The 19,695-nt window shown below is 41.6% G+C and carries 18 protein-coding genes; 11 read left to right on the top strand and 7 right to left on the bottom strand.

What is annotated here, in order from left to right; genetic code table 11:
• From GMD3S_RS0204735 to dltD, 3 genes are all read left to right on the top strand, one after another.
• Positions 1-693 (top strand): methionine ABC transporter permease, encoded by a 693-nt coding sequence (locus GMD3S_RS0204735; RefSeq protein ID WP_000137509.1) that lies wholly within the window; start codon positions 1-3, stop codon positions 691-693.
• 158 nt (positions 694-851) lie between these two features.
• Positions 852-2,006, top strand: a complete 1,155-nt coding sequence (gene dltB / locus GMD3S_RS0204730; protein WP_001105737.1) for a D-alanyl-lipoteichoic acid biosynthesis protein DltB — start codon at positions 852-854, stop codon at positions 2,004-2,006.
• A gap of 47 nt (positions 2,007-2,053) precedes the next feature.
• Entirely contained in the window at positions 2,054-3,226 is a 1,173-nt protein-coding gene (gene dltD / locus GMD3S_RS0204725) for a D-alanyl-lipoteichoic acid biosynthesis protein DltD (RefSeq protein ID WP_000593512.1), read from the top strand.
• A gap of 174 nt (positions 3,227-3,400) precedes the next feature.
• Here dltD and GMD3S_RS0204720 read toward each other — a convergent pair whose 3' ends face one another.
• Entirely contained in the window at positions 3,401-3,970 is a 570-nt protein-coding gene (locus GMD3S_RS0204720) for an MptD family putative ECF transporter S component (RefSeq protein WP_000739510.1), read from the bottom strand.
• Positions 3,971-4,103: 133 nt separating this feature from the next.
• On the opposite strand from GMD3S_RS0204720, the gene GMD3S_RS0204715 reads away from it, so the two are divergent.
• From GMD3S_RS0204715 to nrdI, 5 genes are all read left to right on the top strand, one after another.
• Positions 4,104-4,718, top strand: coding sequence for a YesL family protein (locus GMD3S_RS0204715; protein ID WP_000514461.1), 615 nt, complete (start codon positions 4,104-4,106; stop codon positions 4,716-4,718).
• Positions 4,696-6,366 carry a sensor histidine kinase gene (locus GMD3S_RS0204710; RefSeq protein WP_000800572.1) on the top strand — a complete coding sequence of 557 codons (1,671 nt, stop codon included), beginning with the start codon at positions 4,696-4,698 and terminating at the stop codon, positions 6,364-6,366. Before GMD3S_RS0204715 ends, GMD3S_RS0204710 begins: the two co-directional genes overlap by 23 nt.
• 11 nt (positions 6,367-6,377) lie before the next feature.
• The gene (locus GMD3S_RS0204705) at positions 6,378-7,664 is read left to right on the top strand and encodes a response regulator transcription factor (RefSeq protein ID WP_000278921.1); all 1,287 of its coding nucleotides are present in this window, start codon (positions 6,378-6,380) and stop codon (positions 7,662-7,664) included.
• 58 nt (positions 7,665-7,722) lie between these two features.
• Complete coding sequence (locus tag GMD3S_RS0204700; RefSeq protein WP_000740038.1) at positions 7,723-8,256, top strand: ABC transporter permease; 534 nt, start codon at positions 7,723-7,725, stop codon at positions 8,254-8,256.
• 76 nt (positions 8,257-8,332) lie between these two features.
• Positions 8,333-8,803: a class Ib ribonucleoside-diphosphate reductase assembly flavoprotein NrdI gene (gene nrdI / locus GMD3S_RS0204695; protein WP_000724244.1), complete on the top strand. Its 471-nt coding sequence runs from the start codon at positions 8,333-8,335 to the stop codon at positions 8,801-8,803.
• A gap of 80 nt (positions 8,804-8,883) precedes the next feature.
• On the opposite strand, the gene GMD3S_RS0204690 is transcribed toward nrdI, so the two are convergent.
• The 3 genes from GMD3S_RS0204690 to argS all read right to left on the bottom strand — a co-directional run bounded on the left by GMD3S_RS0204690 (position 8,884) and on the right by argS (position 12,615).
• Positions 8,884-10,146 carry an NRAMP family divalent metal transporter gene (locus tag GMD3S_RS0204690; protein ID WP_000084703.1) on the bottom strand — a complete coding sequence of 421 codons (1,263 nt, stop codon included), beginning with the start codon at positions 10,144-10,146 and terminating at the stop codon, positions 8,884-8,886.
• Between the two features lie 197 nt (positions 10,147-10,343).
• Positions 10,344-10,589 carry a hypothetical protein gene (locus GMD3S_RS0204685; RefSeq protein ID WP_000084866.1) on the bottom strand — a complete coding sequence of 82 codons (246 nt, stop codon included), beginning with the start codon at positions 10,587-10,589 and terminating at the stop codon, positions 10,344-10,346.
• Between the two features lie 334 nt (positions 10,590-10,923).
• Complete coding sequence (argS, locus tag GMD3S_RS0204680; protein WP_001092718.1) at positions 10,924-12,615, bottom strand: arginine--tRNA ligase; 1,692 nt, start codon at positions 12,613-12,615, stop codon at positions 10,924-10,926.
• Between the two features lie 154 nt (positions 12,616-12,769).
• Here argS and argR point away from each other — a divergent pair, with 154 nt between their 5' ends.
• Complete coding sequence (argR, locus tag GMD3S_RS0204675) at positions 12,770-13,216, top strand: arginine repressor (protein WP_001231483.1); 447 nt, start codon at positions 12,770-12,772, stop codon at positions 13,214-13,216.
• 50 nt (positions 13,217-13,266) lie between these two features.
• Positions 13,267-15,801, top strand: a complete 2,535-nt coding sequence (gene mutS / locus GMD3S_RS0204670; RefSeq protein ID WP_000179928.1) for a DNA mismatch repair protein MutS — start codon at positions 13,267-13,269, stop codon at positions 15,799-15,801.
• A gap of 40 nt (positions 15,802-15,841) precedes the next feature.
• Here mutS and GMD3S_RS0204665 read toward each other — a convergent pair whose 3' ends face one another.
• Positions 15,842-16,300 (bottom strand): DUF3021 domain-containing protein, encoded by a 459-nt coding sequence (locus GMD3S_RS0204665; RefSeq protein ID WP_000743970.1) that lies wholly within the window; start codon positions 16,298-16,300, stop codon positions 15,842-15,844.
• Positions 16,297-16,737 carry a LytTR family DNA-binding domain-containing protein gene (locus GMD3S_RS0204660; RefSeq protein WP_000861939.1) on the bottom strand — a complete coding sequence of 147 codons (441 nt, stop codon included), beginning with the start codon at positions 16,735-16,737 and terminating at the stop codon, positions 16,297-16,299. The genes GMD3S_RS0204665 and GMD3S_RS0204660 overlap by 4 nt, the downstream gene beginning before the upstream one ends.
• Before the next feature lie 208 nt (positions 16,738-16,945).
• On the opposite strand from GMD3S_RS0204660, the gene mutL reads away from it, so the two are divergent.
• A complete protein-coding gene (gene mutL / locus GMD3S_RS0204655; protein ID WP_000078275.1) occupies positions 16,946-18,895 on the top strand; it encodes a DNA mismatch repair endonuclease MutL in 1,950 nt (649 codons plus the stop codon).
• Between the two features lie 141 nt (positions 18,896-19,036).
• On the opposite strand, the gene GMD3S_RS0204650 is transcribed toward mutL, so the two are convergent.
• Positions 19,037-19,543: a helix-turn-helix domain-containing protein gene (locus GMD3S_RS0204650; RefSeq protein ID WP_008277272.1), complete on the bottom strand. Its 507-nt coding sequence runs from the start codon at positions 19,541-19,543 to the stop codon at positions 19,037-19,039.
• Positions 19,544-19,695: the final 152 nt, after the last annotated feature.

Raw genomic sequence — 19,695 nt, 5'->3', positions numbered from 1 at the left:
ATGACAGAGTTGATTCAAACTTATCTACCAAATGTCTATAAGATGGGCTGGGCTGGTCAGGCAGGCTGGGGAACAGCCATCTACCTAACTCTTTATATGACAGTTCTTTCCTTCATCATCGGAGGGTTCTTGGGGCTGGTGGCAGGTCTCTTCCTCGTCTTGACAGCGCCAGGCGGTGTCTTGGAAAATAAGGTTATCTTCTGGATTTTAGACAAGATTACCTCTATTTTCCGTGCGGTACCATTTATCATCCTCTTGGCAATCATGTCGCCACTGTCTCACTTGATTGTCAAAACAAGTATCGGGCCAAATGCAGCCCTTGTCCCACTTTCTTTTGCGGTCTTTGCCTTCTTTGCCCGTCAGGTGCAGGTTGTCTTGGCTGAGTTAGATAGTGGTGTCATTGAGGCGGCTCAAGCGAGCGGAGCGACCTTCTGGGACATCGTGGGTGTTTACCTATCAGAAGGTCTTCCAGATTTGATTCGTGTGACGACTGTGACCTTGATTTCCCTTGTTGGGGAAACAGCTATGGCCGGTGCGGTTGGAGCTGGTGGTATTGGTAACGTAGCCATTGCCTATGGATTTAATCGTTACAATCACGATGTGACTATCTTGGCGACCATTATTATCATCTTGATTATCTTTACAATCCAGTTCTTGGGAGATTTCTTGACCAAGAAATTAAGTCATAAATAATGGAAGGAGTTCAACGGGACTCCTTTTTGTTTTCTAACCGAAATGCAAGAAGGATAAAGCTTCTTTTTAGAAATATGCTATAATAAACAAAGGTCCCCAATTAGCAAGTCAGAAACTTTGCTGTAGAAGGGATGATAATGTAAAGGAGTTTGGCTGGTATGAATTATTTCGAGGGGAATGAGTTTTTCCTTCTCTTGTTTGTAGTTTTACTGATTGGTTTTGTGGTAAACTTTTTTGAAAAACGTAAGGACTACTATATTTTGGCCCTCTCCCTCTTATTTGCAGGAGCTATCTATGGTAAGAGTCGAGCGATGATTGTCTATTTGCTCGCCTTTATCGTTTACCAGTATTTTCTGGTTTTTCTAGCACAGCGGATAGAGGCAAAGTGGCTGAAACCACTGGTTTTCCTTTCCATCCTTCCTTTGGTGATCAATAAAGTCTTTGCTCTGACTTCTCTGCATTTGTTGGCCTTTATTGGAATTTCTTACATGTCCTTTAAGACCATTCAGATCATGCTAGAGATATCGGATGGCTTAATCAAAGAAAAAATCAGTGTAAAAGATTATCTACAGTTTTTGCTCTTTTTCCCAACAGTTAGTGCTGGTCCAATTGATCGGAGTAGGAGATTTTTAAAAGAGATAAACGAGGTCATGCCCCGAAAAGAGTATCTAGAATTAGCAGGGGACGGTGTGTATCGTATCGTTCTAGGACTCCTTTACAAGATTGTTTTATCAACCTATGTTTATCAGATGTTACTCGCTCTAAATAATACTGGCACAGTCGTTTACTCAATCAAGTATATGTACCTCTATACCTTGTATCTGTTCTTTGACTTTGCAGGCTATAGTCTAATGGCCGTTGGAAGTAGTAATATTCTAGGTATTCAGACACCGATGAACTTTAACAAACCTTTCTTGAGTGTCGATATCAAGGATTTTTGGACTAGATGGCATATCACCTTGTCGACCTGGTTGAGAGATTTTGTATTTTCAAGAGTATTGATGCAGGTTATCAGGAAAAAATGGTTTAAAAATAGACTACACAATGCAACCTATGCCTATATGATCAATATGTTGGTCATGGGTTTTTGGCATGGTCTCAGTGTTAGCTACATTGTCTATGGTTTTTACCATGGTGTCTTGATGGCTGGATTTGAAGTGTATCAAAAGAAAAGCAATTTTTATAAGAAAAATAAAAACAAAAACTGGTATAAGCTACTAAGTTGGTTTGTGACCATGAATTTGGTTATGATTGGTTTCTTTATCTTTTCAGGTGAACCCTATAAAATCTTACTGACGATTTTAAAGAGATAAGAGATTGAAAAGAAATAGGCTAGATCGAAGGGATAGGATAAAACGAGATGATTAAATTAAAAGCATTTTTACTATCGCTTGTGCTCGTAATTGCGACGCTTGCCCTTTTAAATGTGACGTATGTCAAGAAGATTGATGATTATTATAAAGTCAAGGATAACAGTATTCGTTATAGCACCTCGTATGAAAAGTATAAAAGTAGAGATATTCTAACAAGCAATATCACCCCCAATACACTGGTTCTAATGGGTTCCTCAGAGTTGGTCGCAACGATAAATGAAGACTATCATCCAAATAAAATTTTTAACTACAACGATTTTAATATCATGCAGATTGGGACCAGTTATTCTCAAAACATCATTCAGGCTACGACCTTGGGCTCTATTGAAGGATCAATGAGTAAGCGAAAAGTAGCTATAGTAGAGTCGGTTCAGTGGTTTGAAAAAGATGGGACCCATCAAGATGCCTTTTTGAACAAGGCTTCTCAGGAACATATTTTTCACATGCTAGATAATGATAAGATTAGTAAAGAAACGAAAGAAAAAATAATCAATCGCATTATCGAGATTACCAAAGGAAATAAGCAACAAAATGACATCTACAAAAAATACAAAAGTTATTTCATAGATGGAAAAGGAACTATTGTTGATAAAAAACTATTAGAGTTAGATAACGCGATGTATTCCTTTAAGCTTAAACAGACTTTTTATCAAAAACATGCTAAATCAGATTATCCTTCACTAGGAGACAAAACCCCAGACTATGATTGGGAAAAGATGACGGATCAGTTTGTGGAAGAGGTCAAAAAGAAAACAGACAATAATGACTATGCTGTTGATAATAACTACTACAATACTTACTTAAAAGATCGCTATGCATCGCTGAAAGATTCCAATAAAGATTTGAGCTACCTAGAGTCACCAGAATATTCAGATATGGAACTCTTCTTGACAGTTGCTAAAGAATTGGGCATTGAAGTTGAGGTTATTATTTTCCCAGTAAACGGGAAATGGAATGACTACACTGGTGTCTCAAGAGAGATGCGAGAAAAAACTTATAAAAAAATAGAAGATGTCGCAAAAAGCCATGGTGCAACCGTATTAAACTATGGAAACAGAGAGTATGATGATTACTTTTTATTTGACGTGATGCACGTTGGAGTGAAAGGATGGATGGAAGTTGAAAAAGAACTTTACAAATTTGCAAACCAAGCTAACTAACACACATCGTTTAATCTTGTGGACACTATTTTTCTATACGGTCATCTTGAGCATCGTGATCTACTGTTTTGTGACCGATTTTTCGAATATTCAAGAATTTATCTATAGTGAATTTTAAGATTGTATACAAAAAGGCCCTGGAGCTAGGCATTGCTAGTCTTCAGGGCTTTTACCTTATAGTTTATCAGCTATTTTTTGACTTAGAAATTGCCCAACCACAGCCCCAATCAAGGCACCTAGGAGGATGCTTGAAACAAAGAGAAGGATTTTGTCCAACTCTGGAGCGACCATGATACGGTCAATGTATTCTTGGGATTTCCCACGCGCAAGTAAAGTGGCCACGTAAGCTTTGGGACGGATCCACATGAGAAAGATAGGACCACTTGTGCTAAAAGCAAAGACGAGGAAGGAGAGGGTGTTTTTGATTCGGTCTCTGTAGTTGCCGAGACGAGCGATGGCATCTGCTGCAAGACCACAGGCGAGTCCTGGGAGAAAGGCACCAGCGCCATGCTTGCTAGCTAGGAAGAAAAGTGCCATAAAAAGTCCCAGAGTGGTGATAGCGCCAAAACGAGGGACCTTCGTCAAAAGAAGCATGTAGACACTGCCACCGACAAGGGCAGAAAAGGCCGGCGCGTAGAACATATTGCCTGTTTGATCGACCAGGTGTCCTAGGAAGACTCCAATCCCTACACAGAGAAAGTAGAGGACGGCGGCCAAGAGGGTGGTTAAGATATTTTTCTTCATGAGAATCTCCTTGATGTGAATTAACAAAACCAATTGTATCACGCTTTTTGAGGATTGTAAATGGGAGTTCTAAATTTTTGAAAACGCTTGAAATATGATATAATAGTTACATCGTTAGTTTAAGGAGAGTAGCATGGGAAAGTTTCTAGAATTCGTCTTTAATCGTATCTTTTTGGGAATGATTGCGACGGCTTATTTCTGGCTATTAACACTAGCAGGAGGAGTGGTCTTTGGTTTGGCACCAGCTAGTGCCACCCTGATGAGTTTGTATGCGGAGCATGGTTATACCTATCGAGCCTACCATTTGAAGGAAGCTTGGGAATTGTATAAGAGCAATTTTGTCAAGAGTAATTTGGCTTTCTATAGTTTTGTGTTTGTGGATCTTGTCCTAGTTTATGGTTTGTATCTTCTAGTTCAATTGCCCCACCAGACGATTTTCCACCTTTTGGCGACCTTTCTCAACGTCCTTGTAGTTGCTCTTGTCTTTCTAGCCTACACTGTTTCCTTGAAACTTCAGGTGTACTTTGATTTATCCTACCAAAATACCTTGAAACTGTCCCTTATCGGGATTTTTATGAGCTTACCTGCGATTGCCAAGGTTTTACTCGGGACGACTCTCCTTGTAGGAGTTGGTTATTATATGCCTGCCTTGCTCTTTTTTGTAGGAATTGGAATGTGGCATTTCTTTATCAGTGATATGTTGGAACCTATTTATGAAAGTATCCATGAAAAATTGGCGACAAAATAGAATGAAGCAGTTTTGGCTTCACTCTCTTTTACGGATTTATAGTTTGGTTATGATCGTGGTCATTGCCAGTTTTGCGATTATGCTATCGTATGCTGACTGGGACTCGCGTGAGAAAGAGGCCCAACGGGTTGCAGAACGTGTGACCACTCGGACAGTGAGTGAAGTGGAATACTATCACAGAGAGTCAACCCAACTTGCTCAGTCTTTGGTTGAAAATCAGGCCCGCATCGAAGGGATTTACAAGTATTTCAGTCTCAGCACACCAGACTATTTCTATTGGCAATTAGAGCGTAAAACTTCGCCTTATATCTCGGTTTCCCTGTATGAAAATATTGATGACCTCTATGTTCGGAATGATTTTGTGACTGGAGTGGCTATTGTTCTTCAGGACTACAAGGAAGTATATGTTTCGACTAGAGAAAAACGCAGTGGAGAGAAAGTTCCTGCGGAGGATTTTAAGCCAACAGCCAATAGTTTTGCTATTCCTGTTTCTGATCCTGTGTCTGACAAGGATTTAGGAGTGATCTATATCTCTCTATCCCCAGATGTTTTACATGGAGCTATTGACAATACTCGGGGTCATATCCCAATGGCTGTAACAGTAACTTCGCCTTTTGAGACTGAGATGTTCCATATTGGGGAGAAGGTCTCAGCCGAGCGAGAAAACTGGTTTGTGGGTGTCACCTCTCATGGTTATCAGGTTCGAGTTGCTGTTCCTAAAAATTTTGTTCTTACAGGAACTTTGACGAGTTCAGCTGTCACTATTGGGCTAAGTATTCTCTTTATCATCATTTTGTACGTGACCCTTAGACAGACTTTCTCAAATTACCAAAAGCAGGTCGTAGACCTAGTAGATTCGATCGAGGTGATTGCTCAAGGAGAAGAAGGCCTTCGAATCGATACCTCTGAAAAAGACCAAGAGTTGCTTCTCATTGCAGAAACAACCAATGATATGTTGGACCGCCTGGAAAAAAATATCCATGATATCTATCAGCTAGAGCTCAGTCAAAAAGATGCCAATATGCGAGCCCTGCAGGCTCAAATCAATCCTCACTTTATGTACAATACTCTGGAGTTTTTACGGATGTATGCCGTCATGCAAAGTCAGGATGAACTGGCAGATATTATCTATGAATTTAGTAGCTTGTTACGCAACAATATCTCTGACGAGCGGGAAACGACCTTGAAGCAGGAGTTGGAATTTTGCCGAAAATATAGCTATCTCTGCATGGTGCGTTATCCTAAATCCATTGCCTATGGTTTCAAGATTGCACCAGAATTGGAAGAAATGAGGATTCCAAAATTTACACTCCAACCATTGGTAGAAAACTACTTTGCCCATGGTGTTGACCATCGCAGAACGGATAATGTCATCAGTATCAAAGCCTTGAAGGGCCAAGGCTTCGTTGAAATCCTAGTGGAAGACAATGGTCGAGGAATGCCCGCTGAGAAACTAGCTAGCTTGCAAGAAAAATTAGCTCAACGAAGTTTTGAACACGAGGCAAGCTATAGTGGGGAGCGGCAATCAATTGGAATAGTAAATGTACACGAACGCTTTGTTCTCTACTTTGGGGATCGCTACCAAATCAGTGTAGAGTCAGCTGAGCAAGAAGGTGTTCGTTACCATATCACTATCCAGGATGAATAGAAAGGGTAGAAATGTATAAAGTTTTATTAGTAGACGATGAGTACATGGTGACAGAGGGGCTCAAGCGATTAATCCCCTTTGAAAAATGGGATATGCAAGTCGTCGCAACAGCTAATCACGCAGATGATGCTTTGGACTATGTTAAGAAAAATCCAGTAGATGTGGTCATTTCCGATGTCAACATGCCAGATAAGACCGGACTTGAGATGATTAGGGAAATGAAAGAGCTACTTCCAGATACCTATTATATCTTGCTGTCTGGTTATCAGGAGTTTGAGTACGTTAAAAAAGCCATGAACCTTAGTGTCGTGGATTATCTGGTCAAGCCAGTAGACAAGGTGGAGTTGGGCAATTTATTAGAAAAAATTGCGCAGCAGCTTCAGGAAAAGGTGGAACAAAGTCAGACCCTCAGTCAAGAATTGGATGAGACAGGATTTACGAACTACCTGTCAGGTAAAGACAGCTGGTGGATTGGTCTATCCAAGGAAAAGCAGGGTTCTTTTACCATTCCTTACTATGTTTTGGGGCAAGACTGGCAGATTTTCATCTCTGATCAACCGCTCGATGGCATCGTCGTGACACCATTTGAAGCACCCTACCAGCAGTCCTTTGAGAATTGGAAGATCAACGCTGAAAAAGCCCTCTTCTACGGTTCAGTTAATCTAGAAAAATCCGAGAGTTTGTTTGCCTATTACGAGCCGATTTATCGGGTGATTATCCAAGGGAATATCAATCAAATCATCGAAGAATTAACCTTGCTAGAGAAGGTCGTCTTGGAGAATACCCCGCGCGTGGCTATCACGAAGCAGCTCTTTACCCAGTTTGTCATGGATGTCTTTCATTTGTTTGAACACCTAAAAGCAGATGATATGACCGAGATTGTCAAAGCTATCCATGCCATTAACACCTTTGAAGAATTGGTTGCCTATATCAAAGAAACCTTGACCAAGTTCTTTGGCCAGTATCGCATGAATGAAAATGTGGTGAGCGTTCTGGAGGTGATTGGGCGTGATTATCAGAAAGAGCTCTCACTTAAGGATATTAGCAAGGATCTCTTTATCAATCCTGTCTATCTCGGTCAGCTGATCAAGAGGGAAACCAACTCAACCTTTGCGGAATTGCTCAATAAACAGAGAATTAAGGCAGCGCAGCAACTCTTACTGTCGACCAGTGATAGCATCGAAGATATTTGCTATGCAGTTGGCTATAGTAATGTTGGATATTTCTATAAGGTTTTCCGTAAATTGTGCGGAAAATCACCGAAAGCTTATCGGAAACAAGTTGAAACTAGCTTGTAAAAGTTGTATTCCTGTACAAAAAATGCTATAATGTTCAAAATATCTTTTGGAGGAAAACATGAAAAAGAATCCTATTTATCTTTGGGTTTTGTTAGTCTTATCAGCCCTCATTTCATCTATGTCATTATTTGGAATCTTGAGTCCATTGCCAAGTAAAGATGTGCTTCGTGCTAGCCTGGCGAATAGCGGGACGCTTACTGCTCAGCAATTAGAAGACACAGTCAACTATACTTACCAAGTAACAGCGTCATCGCACTCTATTTTTAATACGTTGTTGATTGTTTTATCTGCAATTTTAGTTGTAGTAGCCTTTGTATTTCTAGTACGTAAAAATGTGCAATTCGCAAACTATGCTTATATTGGCTATGTTCTACTAGCGATTGTTGGTTTGGTTTATAGCTATATGAATGTTCAAGATGCGGTTCAATTAATCAAAGATTCTACCCTCGGCCTAGGAATGGGAGCATTTGCACAAGGAACGAATATTTTGTTCATCATTATCAATGTTCTCTTTTTAGCCTTAGTCTTTTACAAGATGTGGCGCCAACAAAAAGATTTGGCCGAAGAAGTCGAAGCAGAAGAAGTTGCCTAAGTATTGACAAAAAAGGACTATCAAGTTACAATCTTGTTAGTTCTTTTTAAATCGTAAACAAAAAATCGAGGTCAACATGAAAAAAATATCCCTAGTGTATATCAGTCTGAGTGGGAATACAGAGAGTTTTGTAACCCGACTCAAGGACTATCTCTTGTCTCAGTATGAGGGAATTGAGGTCCAAAAAATCCATATCAAGGATTTGGTCAAGGAAGGCCAAGAATTCTTTGAAATGGAACATCCCTATGTCGCTTTCTTGCCGACCTATCTGGAAGGTGGAAATGGTGTCGATAACGGCGATGTTGAGATTCTAACGACTCCAGTGGGCGACTTTATCGCTTATGGAGACAATGCTAGTAAGTGTTTTGGGGTAGTGGGATCTGGTAATCGCAATTTTAACAATCAATACTGCCTAACAGCCAAGCAGTACAGCCAGCGTTTTGGTTTCCCCGTTCTAGCAGATTTTGAAATGAGAGGCATGCTGGGAGATATTAAAAAAGTCGCAGCAATCATTGCAGACTTGTATGAGTTAGAGACAGAAAAATAAAGTAGTACTGAGGGGCAGTTGAGATTTTCAACTGCTTTTGAGTATGCAAAAAGCACCCTGTCAGGGTGCCATTTTATAAACTATCCTGCTTTTCCGATGGCAAGTGCATAGATAAAGAAGATAGCGAAGCCAAAGAGGAAAATCAATCCTGCGATAGCGAGGAGTTTTAGCCAAGAAGGAAGATTTTTATTCTCACGTGTCACCAATACATAGTTCAAAAGAGCGAAGAATGGTGTTGTCAGGAAAGAACCGATCATGGCAAAGCGAAGCATGGTGGAAACTTGACCAGCAAAGAATTTAATAATTACGATACCAATGATAGCGGTAATGGTCATCCAGATGTTCAAAGATTTGCGAGAATCCTCTTTTTGACGAATCAAGAGTCGCAGCGATTCCTGATTGACACGAGAGTAGCCATCGATAACGGTGATGACCGTTCCAAAGATACAGAGAAAGGCGATAAAGGTGATCAAATAACGGGACCATTCTCCAAGAACAGAGGCATACATACCCACAAATTGAGAAATGTACTTGGCTGAAGCTGCTTCAACTGCTTGTCCTGTAGGATACTGAATCAGTGCTCCTAGTGCCACGAAGAATACAGCTAGGATAGCAGTTCCAATGTAACCAACGTTAAAGTCGAAAAGGGCGTCCGCTGTATTAAAGTTGACGGTCTTTTTCTTTTCAGCAGACCAGAGTGAATTGACGGCTGAAATTTCAATAGGGGCAGGCATCCATCCTAAGAGGGAAACGATAAAAGGGAGTGCCGCCATTTGCCAAGGTGTCTTTTCGACAAAATCAGAGCTGTATTCTGGATGTTTAATTGCTGCAATGATAACTGCAAGAACAGTTGCAATGGTCAAAGCAGACATGATCCATTTTGCCATACCATCTAATAGTTTGTAGCCACCAAAGAGTAGCATGGCCCAAATGACTGCAACAAGGATAAGGGACCACTGAGTGATGCTAAGTCCAATCATTGGGAAGGCGCTAGCGATGATGGCTGAGCAAAGGATAGCGACTCCAGCTGTATTAACCATAGCAGAGAAGACATTGAGGACAAAGAAAATCCAGAGATAGATTTTTCCTTTTTCAGCATAGCCTTCTACCAAGGTTTTACCAGTGTCGGCAGTATATTCGGCACCAAAACGGAAAAATGGATATTTAAAAACATTGGCCAAGATAACCAAGAGGAGTAGTGACCACCCATAAGAACCACCAGCTTGAGTAGAGGATACAATGTGAGAACCTCCAACGGCAGCAGAAGCCATTAGGATTCCTGGCCCCATTGCCTTTAGTTTGCTTGCCCAGGTTGACTGGTTTGATAACGTAACTTGTGACATAATAAACACTCCTATTTTTGAATTTTCAGAATAATCTGAATAGATAGCTACTATTCTACAAAAATCTTAAAGGAAATGCAAGACCATTTTGAAAAAATATAGAAAATTACAGAAAACTTTACATGCATTAATGAAATTTCTCCAAGGAGAATATGGTAAGCCTAAAAAATCCGAGAAGAAAGCTTCTCGGATTTTGATTATTTCAATTGATCTGTGACGTCTTTTGAGAGCAACATTCCCAGACGGTAAGTTTTATTGATATGTGCAATGACATCATTGATATTTTCAGTCGTGTGAATTTTCTCTTTGATGTCAGACCTAAATGTCTCGTCCTTCAAAAGTTGCTCTTGGTAGAGTCTTTGAAGTCTTTCCTTCTCGTACTTATTGAGCAGAAAAAGGAAAACCAAGCTAAGTACAACGAGGATATAAGCATATTGGCTCATAAGGAATCTCCCAGTGTGATAAAGAAATAGTAAAAGTGAATAAATTGTTTCATTGAAATGCTACAATGCCGAACACAATATAAATGTTATTTTGCCTCAATCTTTCAGATTGCTTTCAAGTAATTTAAAAGATTACGACATGAGCCTAACCAAATCGATATTATTTGGTCTGGTGAATTAGTAAAGCGTTTGGGCAACTCGTACTGGTTACGACGTAAAGAAACATAAATCGACAATATTTATGTTTCTTTACTAGTGAAGCGCCTAGCCAAAGTCCGAATAGGATTTGGCGTTAGTTACTTAGATTGCTTTGCAATCAAGTAACTTTGGCGATTTACATCTTCTCTGGCGCTTCTACTCCGAGCAAACGAAGGGCTTCTTTGAGGACCACTGCGGTTGCGTAGCTGAGTGCTAGACGACTGTCGCGCTCAGGACTTTCATCTAGGATACGTGTATGTGCATAATATTTGTTAAAGGCTTGAGCCAGACTAATCGCAAATTTCGCAATGATAGAAGGTTCAAAGTTATCTGCTGCACGATTGATAATACGTGGAAAGTCTTGGAGTAGTTTTATGATTTCCCAGCTTTCAGCATCATTCAGGCTGTAGTTGCCAACTGTATCTGGCTTGAAATCGGCTTTGCGCAAGATAGATTGGATACGAGCGTAGGCGTATTGAACGTAAGGTCCAGTTTCCCCTTCAAAGGATACCATAGCTTCAAGGTCGAAGTCATATCCATTTGTACGGTCGGTCTTAAGATCATAGAACTTGATAGCCCCAACTCCAACAGCGTGGGCAGCCTGGTCTTTATTTTCTAACTCAGGATTTTTCGCCTCGATTTGGGCCTTGGCACGACTAACAGCCTCAGCGATAGTCGGTTCTAGCAAGATGACATTTCCTTTACGGGTAGAGAGTTTTTTCCCTTCTTTTGTTACCAATCCAAACGGAACATGGACAATGTCTTGGCTCCAATCGTAGCCCATCTCTTGTAGTACTGCCTTGAGTTGTTTGAAGTGGGCAGATTGCTCTTGACCAACAACATAGATGGATTTTGCAAATTGGTATTCCTTTTTACGGTAAAGGGCTGCAGCCAAGTCTCGTGTGATATAGAGAGTTGCACCATCAGATTTTTTGATAAGGGCTGGGTGTTCAATTCCATATTTCTCAAGATTGACAACTTGGGCTCCCTCTGACTCAACAAGAAGTCCTTTTTCAGCGAGAATATCTACAACAGCATCCATCTTATCGTTGTAGAAGGCTTCTCCGTTGTAGCTGTCAAATTCAACTTGTAATTCATTGTAAAGGCGGTTGAATTCCACTAAACTTTCATCACGGAACCATTGCCAGAGAGCGAGGGCTTCCTCATCTCCATTTTCCAGTTTGCGGAACCATTCGCGTGCTTCTTCATCCAAGCTAGGGTCTTTTTCAGCTTCAGCATTGATGCGAACGTAGAGTTTAAGAAGTTCATCGATTGGATGCGCTTTAACGGCTTCCTCATTTCCCCATTTCTTGTAGGCAACGATCAACATTCCAAACTGTTTGCCCCAGTCTCCTAGGTGGTTGACCTTGACCGTTTGATAACCGATTTTTTGAAAAATATGTGATAAGCTATCTCCGATAACTGTTGAACGCAAGTGCCCAATAGAGAATGGTTTTGCGATATTGGGACTAGACATATCGATAACGATATTTTCTTGCTTGCCAATGGTTTGGTCAGCATAGTGCTCTTTTTCAGTGATAACATCCTGTAATACCTGAGCCGAAATAGCCGATTTATCAAGGAAAAAGTTGACGTAAGGTCCAGTAGCAACAACCTTTTCAAAGGCTTGACTATTGATTTTTTCAGCAATATCTGCTGCAATCATTTGAGGAGCTTTACGCTCGACCTTTGCTAGAGAAAAGGCAGGGAAGGCGATATCTCCCATTTCTGAGTTTTTAGGTGTTTCCAGTAAATTTAAAATAGCCTCTTGGTCCAGGCTATCAATGACGCTAGCCAACTCGCTAGCAATCAATTCTTTTGTATTCATAAGGGCTCCTTTTGGGCTTTTTTACTATTTTAACACAATTTACTACATTTTTTGAGAAAGAAAAGAATTTTTTTGAATTATCTAGTTTTTTTGGTATAATGTAGTTATAAAATAAATGTAAAACTTGTTATAAATATTCACTTAAGAGGATAATATGAGAAAAAGAGAACGGCATCAGTTGATTAAAAAGATGATCACCGAAGAAAAACTTGGGACACAAAAAGAGATTCAAGATCGTTTAGAAGCTCGTAATGTTTATGTGACACAAACGACTTTGTCACGTGATTTGCGTGAAATCGGCTTGACCAAGGTTAAGAAAAATGATATGGTGTATTATGTACTAGCAAATGAGACAGATAAGATTGATTTAGTTGAGTTTTTGTCTCATCATTTAGAAGGTGTTGCAAGAGCAGAGTTCACCTTGGTACTTCATACCAAACTTGGGGAAGCTGCAGTCTTAGCAAACATTGTAGATGCAAACAAGGATGAATGGATTTTAGGAACGGTTGCTGGTGCTAATACCTTATTGGTTATTTGTCGAGACCAGCACGTTGCCAAGCTGATGGAAGATCGTTTGCTAGATTTGATGAAAGATAAATAAGGTCTTGGGAGTTGCTCTCAAGACTTATTTTTAGCAAGGAGAGACGGAAAATGGCAACAGAAAAGCTATCACCCGGCATGCAACAGTATGTGGATATTAAGAAACAATACCCAGATGCTTTTTTGCTTTTTCGAATGGGTGATTTTTACGAGTTGTTCTATGAAGATGCAATTAATGCAGCGCAGATTTTAGAAATTTCCTTAACAAGTCGGAATAAAAATGCAGAAAATCCGATACCCATGGCGGGTGTCCCCTATCATTCTGCCCAGCAGTATATCGATGTTCTGATTGAGCAGGGCTATAAGGTAGCCATAGCCGAGCAGATGGAAGATCCCAAACAAGCAGTTGGTGTTGTCAAGCGAGAGGTGGTCCAGGTCATCACACCTGGAACGGTCGTTGATAGCAGTAAGCCGGATAGTCAGAATAATTTCTTGGTTTCCTTAGATTGTGATGGCAATCAATTTGGTCTGGCTTATATGGATTTGGTGACGGGTGACTTTTATGTGACAGGTCTATTAGATTTCACGTTGGTTTGTGGGGAAATCCGTAATCTCAAGGCTCGAGAAGTGGTGCTGGGTTATGACTTGTCTGAGGAAGAAGAACAAATCCTCAGCCGTCAGATGAATCTGGTGCTTTCTTATGAGAAGGAAGGCTTTGAGGATATTCATTTACTGGATCCACGACTGGCAGCTGTGGAGCAAGCGGCAGCTAGTAAGCTCCTCCAGTATGTTCACCGTACCCAGATGCGAGAATTGAACCATCTCAAACCAGTTATCCACTATGAAATTAAAGATTTCTTGCAGATGGATTATGCGACCAAGGCTAGTCTGGATTTGGTTGAGAATGCCCGTTCAGGCAAGAAGCAGGGGAGTCTTTTCTGGCTTTTGGATGAAACCAAAACAGCTATGGGCATGCGGCTCTTGCGCTCTTGGATCCATCGTCCCTTGATTGATAAGGAACGAATCGTCCAACGTCAAGAGGTGGTGCAGGTCTTTCTTGACCACTTCTTTGAGCGTAGTGATTTGACAGACAGTCTCAAGGGTGTTTATGACATCGAACGTTTGGCTAGTCGGGTTTCTTTTGGCAAGACCAATCCAAAGGATCTCTTGCAACTGGCGACTACCTTATCTAGTGTGCCACGGATTCGAGCGATTTTAGAAGGCATGGAGCAGCCTGCTCTAGCCTATCTCATCGCACAGCTGGATGCCATTCCGGAGTTGGAGAGCTTGATTAGTGCTGCGATTGCTCCTGAAGCTCCTCACGTGATTACGGAAGGTGGTATTATCCGGACTGGATTTGATGAAACCTTGGATAAATACCGTCGAGTGCTCAGAGAAGGGACCAGTTGGATTGCTGAGATTGAGGCTAAGGAGCGAGAAAACTCTGGTATCAGCACGCTTAAGATTGACTACAATAAAAAGGATGGCTACTATTTCCATGTGACTAATTCGCAACTGGGAAATGTGCCAGCCCACTTTTTCCGCAAGGCGACGTTGAAAAATTCGGAACGCTTTGGTACCGAGGAATTAGCCCGTATCGAGGGAGATATGCTGGAGGCGCGCGAGAAGTCAGCCAACCTAGAATATGAAATCTTTATGCGTATCCGTGAGGAAGTCAGCAAGTACATCCAGCGTTTGCAGGCTCTAGCCCAAGGAATTGCAACGGTTGATGTCTTGCAAAGTCTAGCAGTTGTGGCTGAAACCCAGCATTTGATCCGACCTGAGTTTGGAGACGATTCACAAATTGATATCCAGAAAGGGCGCCATGCTGTCGTCGAAAAGGTCATGGGAGCTCAGACCTATATTCCAAATAGTATCCAGATGGCAGAAGATACGAGTATTCAGCTAATTACAGGGCCCAACATGAGTGGGAAATCAACATACATGCGCCAGTTAGCCATGACTGCGGTTATGGCCCAGCTGGGTTCTTATGTGCCGGCAGAAAGCGCCCATTTGCCTATCTTCGATACTATCTTTACCCGTATCGGAGCAGCAGATGACTTGGTTTCAGGTCAATCAACCTTTATGGTGGAGATGATGGAGGCCAACAATGCCATTTCGCATGCGACCAAGGATTCCTTGATTCTCTTTGATGAATTGGGACGCGGAACTGCAACTTATGACGGAATGGCTCTGGCCCAATCCATCATCGAATACATCCATGAACATATCGGAGCCAAAACTCTCTTTGCGACCCACTACCATGAGTTGACCAGTCTGGAGTCCAGCTTGGAACACTTGGTCAATGTCCACGTGGCAACCTTAGAACAGGATGGACAGGTCACCTTCCTTCACAAGATCGAACCAGGACCAGCTGACAAATCCTATGGTATCCACGTTGCTAAGATTGCTGGCTTGCCAGCAGAACTTTTAGCAAGGGCGGATAAGATATTGACTCAACTGGAGAATCAAGGGACGGAAAGTCCTGCTCCCATGAGACAAACAAGCGCTGTTACTGAACAGATGTCACTCTTTGACGCGCCTGCAGAGCATCCTATCCTAGCAGAATTAGCTAAACTGGATGTATACAATATGACACCGATGCAGGCTATGAATGTCTTGGTCGAGCTCAAACAAAAGTTATAAAAAAATCCCACTCACATTTTTGTGAGTGGGATTTTCTCTATTACTTTTTATGGGCCAAGAGTTGATTGATGTGGTCTACTTTTTTAGCTTCTCTTTTATAGAGAATAGTCCAGATGATGAGGTAGACAATCGCAAACTCTGGAATAAGCTGGAGATAGAAGGTCCAGTGGAAGGGGAACCAACCAGCCAGAGTTGCTAGTGGAACAAAGCCAGCCAGCATGAGGAAGAAATGGGAAAGTGTGGCACGGAGCAAGCTCCAGTCACGGCTGAATAAACGACTGCCAAAGCTAAAGAGAACACCGATAGCTGACCAGATGACCATACAGTAGAGCAAGACTAGAGCACCGTGAACCTGATGTTGAGCCATCGCTTGGCCGATAAGAGACTCGGGGCTTAGTGGGGCATAGGTATTTGGTGCATAAATGAGTGAAAAGAGGATAGAGAGGATGAGGCCGATAAGTACACCAGCGGCTGCATCGTGAAAGATTTGTTTTTTCATAGTTCTAATTTCTCCTTGATGGTTTTTAGGTAACGGCGTGAAGAGTAGGTGAAGCTTTCGTTTTTGAGAAAGATTTCGACCAGGCCGTTGGGGGTTAGTTTGAGATGAGAGATAGCGTCAATATTAACGATTTCAGATTGGGAAATTTGGATAAAAGTGGTCGGCAGAATGTCAAGCACTTGATAGAGCCGAAAATCAATGGTATAGGTCTGAGATGCAGTTTCTGCTAGAACCTTCCGATTCTCGATATAGAAGCGTTGTATCTTACCAATCTTAACTAGATAGACCTGATCATCAATCTTTCCTTTGATTGTTTCTTTTTGGTCAAGATTTTCTGCGAACTCGATGACTTTTTGGACTTTTTCGGTCGGCTGAGGTGCTTGGATAATCAGCTTTTCCTCCTCGTAAGTCTCCTTAATCTGTAGTTCTACTTTCATAAATTTCCCTCCTTTTCAGTTATACAAGGTTGTGATCACTTCCTGTACACCTTTATTAAACACTATTTTACGACCCCTAGCAAGAGCTTTTGCCTATGTGGACAGATTTGGAGTCTATGTGGTATTTGCTTTTTCTGATAGTATCTGAAATATGGTATAATAGCACTAATCAATTTCTAGGAAAATAGATACAGAAAGGGGCTGAAAGATGTCTCAAATTATTGAATTGCCAGAGGTGCTGGCAAACCAGATCGCAGCAGGAGAGGTTATTGAACGTCCTGCCAGTGTGGTCAAAGAGTTGGTAGAAAATGCCATTGACGCGGGCTCAAGTCAGATTATCATTGAGATTGAGGAAGCTGGTCTTAAGAAGATTCAAATCACAGATAATGGTCATGGAATTGCCCACGATGAGGTGGAGTTGGCCCTGCGTCGACATGCGACCAGTAAGATAAAAAATCAAGCAGACCTCTTTCGGATTCGGACACTCGGTTTTCGTGGTGAAGCCCTGCCTTCTATCGCTTCTGTCAGTGTGCTGACTCTGTTGACAGCGGTGGATGGTGCGAGTCATGGGACTAAGCTCGTTGCGCGTGGGGGTGAAGTTGAGGAAGTCATTCCAGCGACTAGTCCTGTGGGGACCAAGGTTTGTGCGGAGGACCTCTTTTTCAACACACCTGCCCGCCTCAAGTATATGAAGAGCCAGCAAGCTGAGCTGTCTCATATCATTGATATTGTCAACCGTCTGGGATTGGCTCATCCCGAGATTTCTTTTAGTTTAATCAGTGATGGCAAGGAAATGACGCGGACAGCAGGGACTGGTCAACTGCGTCAAGCCATCGCAGGGATTTACGGTTTGGTGAGTGCTAAGAAGATGATTGAAATTGAGAACTCTGACTTAGATTTCGAAATTACAGGTTTTGTGTCTCTGCCTGAGTTAACCCGAGCAAATCGCAACTATATCAGCCTCTTCATCAATGGCCGTTATATCAAGAACTTTCTACTCAACCGTGCTATTCTTGACGGTTATGGAAGCAAGCTCATGGTAGGGCGTTTTCCACTGGCTGTCATTCACATCCATATTGATCCTTATTTGGCAGATGTCAATGTGCATCCGACCAAGCAAGAAGTGCGGATTTCTAAGGAAAGAGAACTGATGGCGCTGCTTTCAGAGGCTATTTCAAATAGTCTCAAGGAACAAGCCTTGATACCTGATGCTTTAGAAAATCTTGCCAAGTCGACCGTTCGTAATCGTCAAAAGGTAGAGCAGACCATTCTCCCACTCAAAGAAAATACGCTTTACTATGAACAAACAGAAGTAACAAGACCGACTCAAGTTGAGGTTTCAGACCATCAAGTAGGCTTGACTGAAGAAAGACAGGATTTAACCCTGTTTGCCAAGGAAACCTTGGACCAGTTGACCAAGCCTGCAAAACTGCATTTTGCAGAGAGAAAGCCAGCTAGCTATGACCAACTAGACCATCCAGAGTTGGACCTTGCTAGTCTCGATAAAGCCTATGATAAGCTGGAGCGAGAAGAATCATCAAGCTTTCCAGAATTGGAATTTTTCGGACAGATGCACGGGACTTATCTCTTTGCCCAGGGGCGAGATGGACTCTATATCATTGACCAGCATGCAGCTCAGGAGCGGGTTAAGTACGAGGAATACCGTGAAAGCATCGGCAATGTTGACCAGAGTCAGCAGCAACTCTTAGTGCCCTACATCTTTGAATTTCCTGCGGATGATGCCCTTCGTCTTAGAGAAAGAATGCCTCTCCTAGAGGAAGTAGGTGTTTTTCTAGCAGAGTATGGAGAAAATCAATTTATCCTGCGTGAACATCCTATTTGGATGGCCGAAGAGGAAATCGAATCTGGTATCTATGAGATGTGCGATATGCTCCTCTTAACTAAAGAAGTTTCGATCAAGAAATACCGAGCAGAGCTGGCTATCATGATGTCCTGCAAGCGGTCGATCAAGGCCAATCACCGTATCGATGACCATTCAGCCAGACAGCTCCTTTATCAGCTTTCTCAATGTGATAACCCCTACAACTGTCCACACGGACGTCCCGTTTTGGTGCATTTTACCAAGTCAGATATGGAAAAAATGTTCCGACGCATTCAGGAAAATCATACGAGTCTTCGTGAGTTGGGGAAATATTAAGAACACAAAAAGCCTTTGTTCCTTTTGAACAAGGCTTTTTAGTTTTTCTAAGGTGGGAACTTGATTGGACATGGGCAACTTGACACGATATTTACACTTGCTTGACAAGACCAGTTCTATAAAAATGTTGTGAAAACTGAATTAGGTGATTCCAGGCTTTGTAGAATCGTCGTTGTCTGAAGGAGTCTCAAGACCAATGACCTTATCAAGATAACGTTGTTTGGTTTTGAGAACCTTATTGATAGCGACAGCAGAAGCGATTAAGAGAACGAAGGTTAGCCAGATCCAAGCGGTGAATTCAGCTGGAAAACTAGAACCGGCTAAAAAGAGATAGATAGCCAGAGCCAATACAAAAATATAAATCACCTGCCAAAGACCAAAGGATTTAACCTTTTTATAGTAGTTGTCTTTGTCTTCCTCCAAAATCACTGCTGTGGAAACTTTTTCAATGCTTTCATCCAGTAGTAGATAGTCAGTTGTCACTTGAAAAATCTTGCTTATTTCAATGATTTTTTCGATTTCAGGAAGGACTTGTCCAGACTCCCATTTGGAGATGCTTTGCCGAGAAACATTGATTTGTTCTGCTAGCTTTTCTTGGGACCAACCTTTTTCCTTTCGGAGTTCAAATAGTTTTTCTGCGAGTTTCATCATTCTATCCTCCTTTTTCTACTTCTATCCTAACAATTTTTACTTATTATGAGAATACAATCTCCTGTACTATTTGTCAACCAGAGGTTGCACTTGTGTTTGCAGTTTTCAGCAAAAAAATATGATATACTAGGTAAGAAAAAGCGAAGAAA

The organism is Streptococcus sp. GMD3S, assembly GCF_000298695.2.
Lineage (GTDB): Bacteria > Bacillota > Bacilli > Lactobacillales > Streptococcaceae > Streptococcus.
Note: the sequence above shows the minus strand (reverse complement) of the source record. Positions and strands in the feature narration are given on the sequence as shown.

Coding starts and splice junctions, on each gene's coding strand:
- GMD3S_RS0204735 (WP_000137509.1), top strand. CDS start 1: ATGACAGAGTTGATTCAAACTTATCTACCAAATGTCTATAAGATGGGC.
- dltB (WP_001105737.1), top strand. CDS start 852: ATGAATTATTTCGAGGGGAATGAGTTTTTCCTTCTCTTGTTTGTAGTT.
- dltD (WP_000593512.1), top strand. CDS start 2,054: ATGATTAAATTAAAAGCATTTTTACTATCGCTTGTGCTCGTAATTGCG.
- GMD3S_RS0204720 (WP_000739510.1), bottom strand. CDS start 3,970: ATGAAGAAAAATATCTTAACCACCCTCTTGGCCGCCGTCCTCTACTTT.
- GMD3S_RS0204715 (WP_000514461.1), top strand. CDS start 4,104: ATGGGAAAGTTTCTAGAATTCGTCTTTAATCGTATCTTTTTGGGAATG.
- GMD3S_RS0204710 (WP_000800572.1), top strand. CDS start 4,696: ATGAAAAATTGGCGACAAAATAGAATGAAGCAGTTTTGGCTTCACTCT.
- GMD3S_RS0204705 (WP_000278921.1), top strand. CDS start 6,378: ATGTATAAAGTTTTATTAGTAGACGATGAGTACATGGTGACAGAGGGG.
- GMD3S_RS0204700 (WP_000740038.1), top strand. CDS start 7,723: ATGAAAAAGAATCCTATTTATCTTTGGGTTTTGTTAGTCTTATCAGCC.
- nrdI (WP_000724244.1), top strand. CDS start 8,333: ATGAAAAAAATATCCCTAGTGTATATCAGTCTGAGTGGGAATACAGAG.
- GMD3S_RS0204690 (WP_000084703.1), bottom strand. CDS start 10,146: ATGTCACAAGTTACGTTATCAAACCAGTCAACCTGGGCAAGCAAACTA.
- GMD3S_RS0204685 (WP_000084866.1), bottom strand. CDS start 10,589: ATGAGCCAATATGCTTATATCCTCGTTGTACTTAGCTTGGTTTTCCTT.
- argS (WP_001092718.1), bottom strand. CDS start 12,615: ATGAATACAAAAGAATTGATTGCTAGCGAGTTGGCTAGCGTCATTGAT.
- argR (WP_001231483.1), top strand. CDS start 12,770: ATGAGAAAAAGAGAACGGCATCAGTTGATTAAAAAGATGATCACCGAA.
- mutS (WP_000179928.1), top strand. CDS start 13,267: ATGGCAACAGAAAAGCTATCACCCGGCATGCAACAGTATGTGGATATT.
- GMD3S_RS0204665 (WP_000743970.1), bottom strand. CDS start 16,300: ATGAAAAAACAAATCTTTCACGATGCAGCCGCTGGTGTACTTATCGGC.
- GMD3S_RS0204660 (WP_000861939.1), bottom strand. CDS start 16,737: ATGAAAGTAGAACTACAGATTAAGGAGACTTACGAGGAGGAAAAGCTG.
- mutL (WP_000078275.1), top strand. CDS start 16,946: ATGTCTCAAATTATTGAATTGCCAGAGGTGCTGGCAAACCAGATCGCA.
- GMD3S_RS0204650 (WP_008277272.1), bottom strand. CDS start 19,543: ATGAAACTCGCAGAAAAACTATTTGAACTCCGAAAGGAAAAAGGTTGG.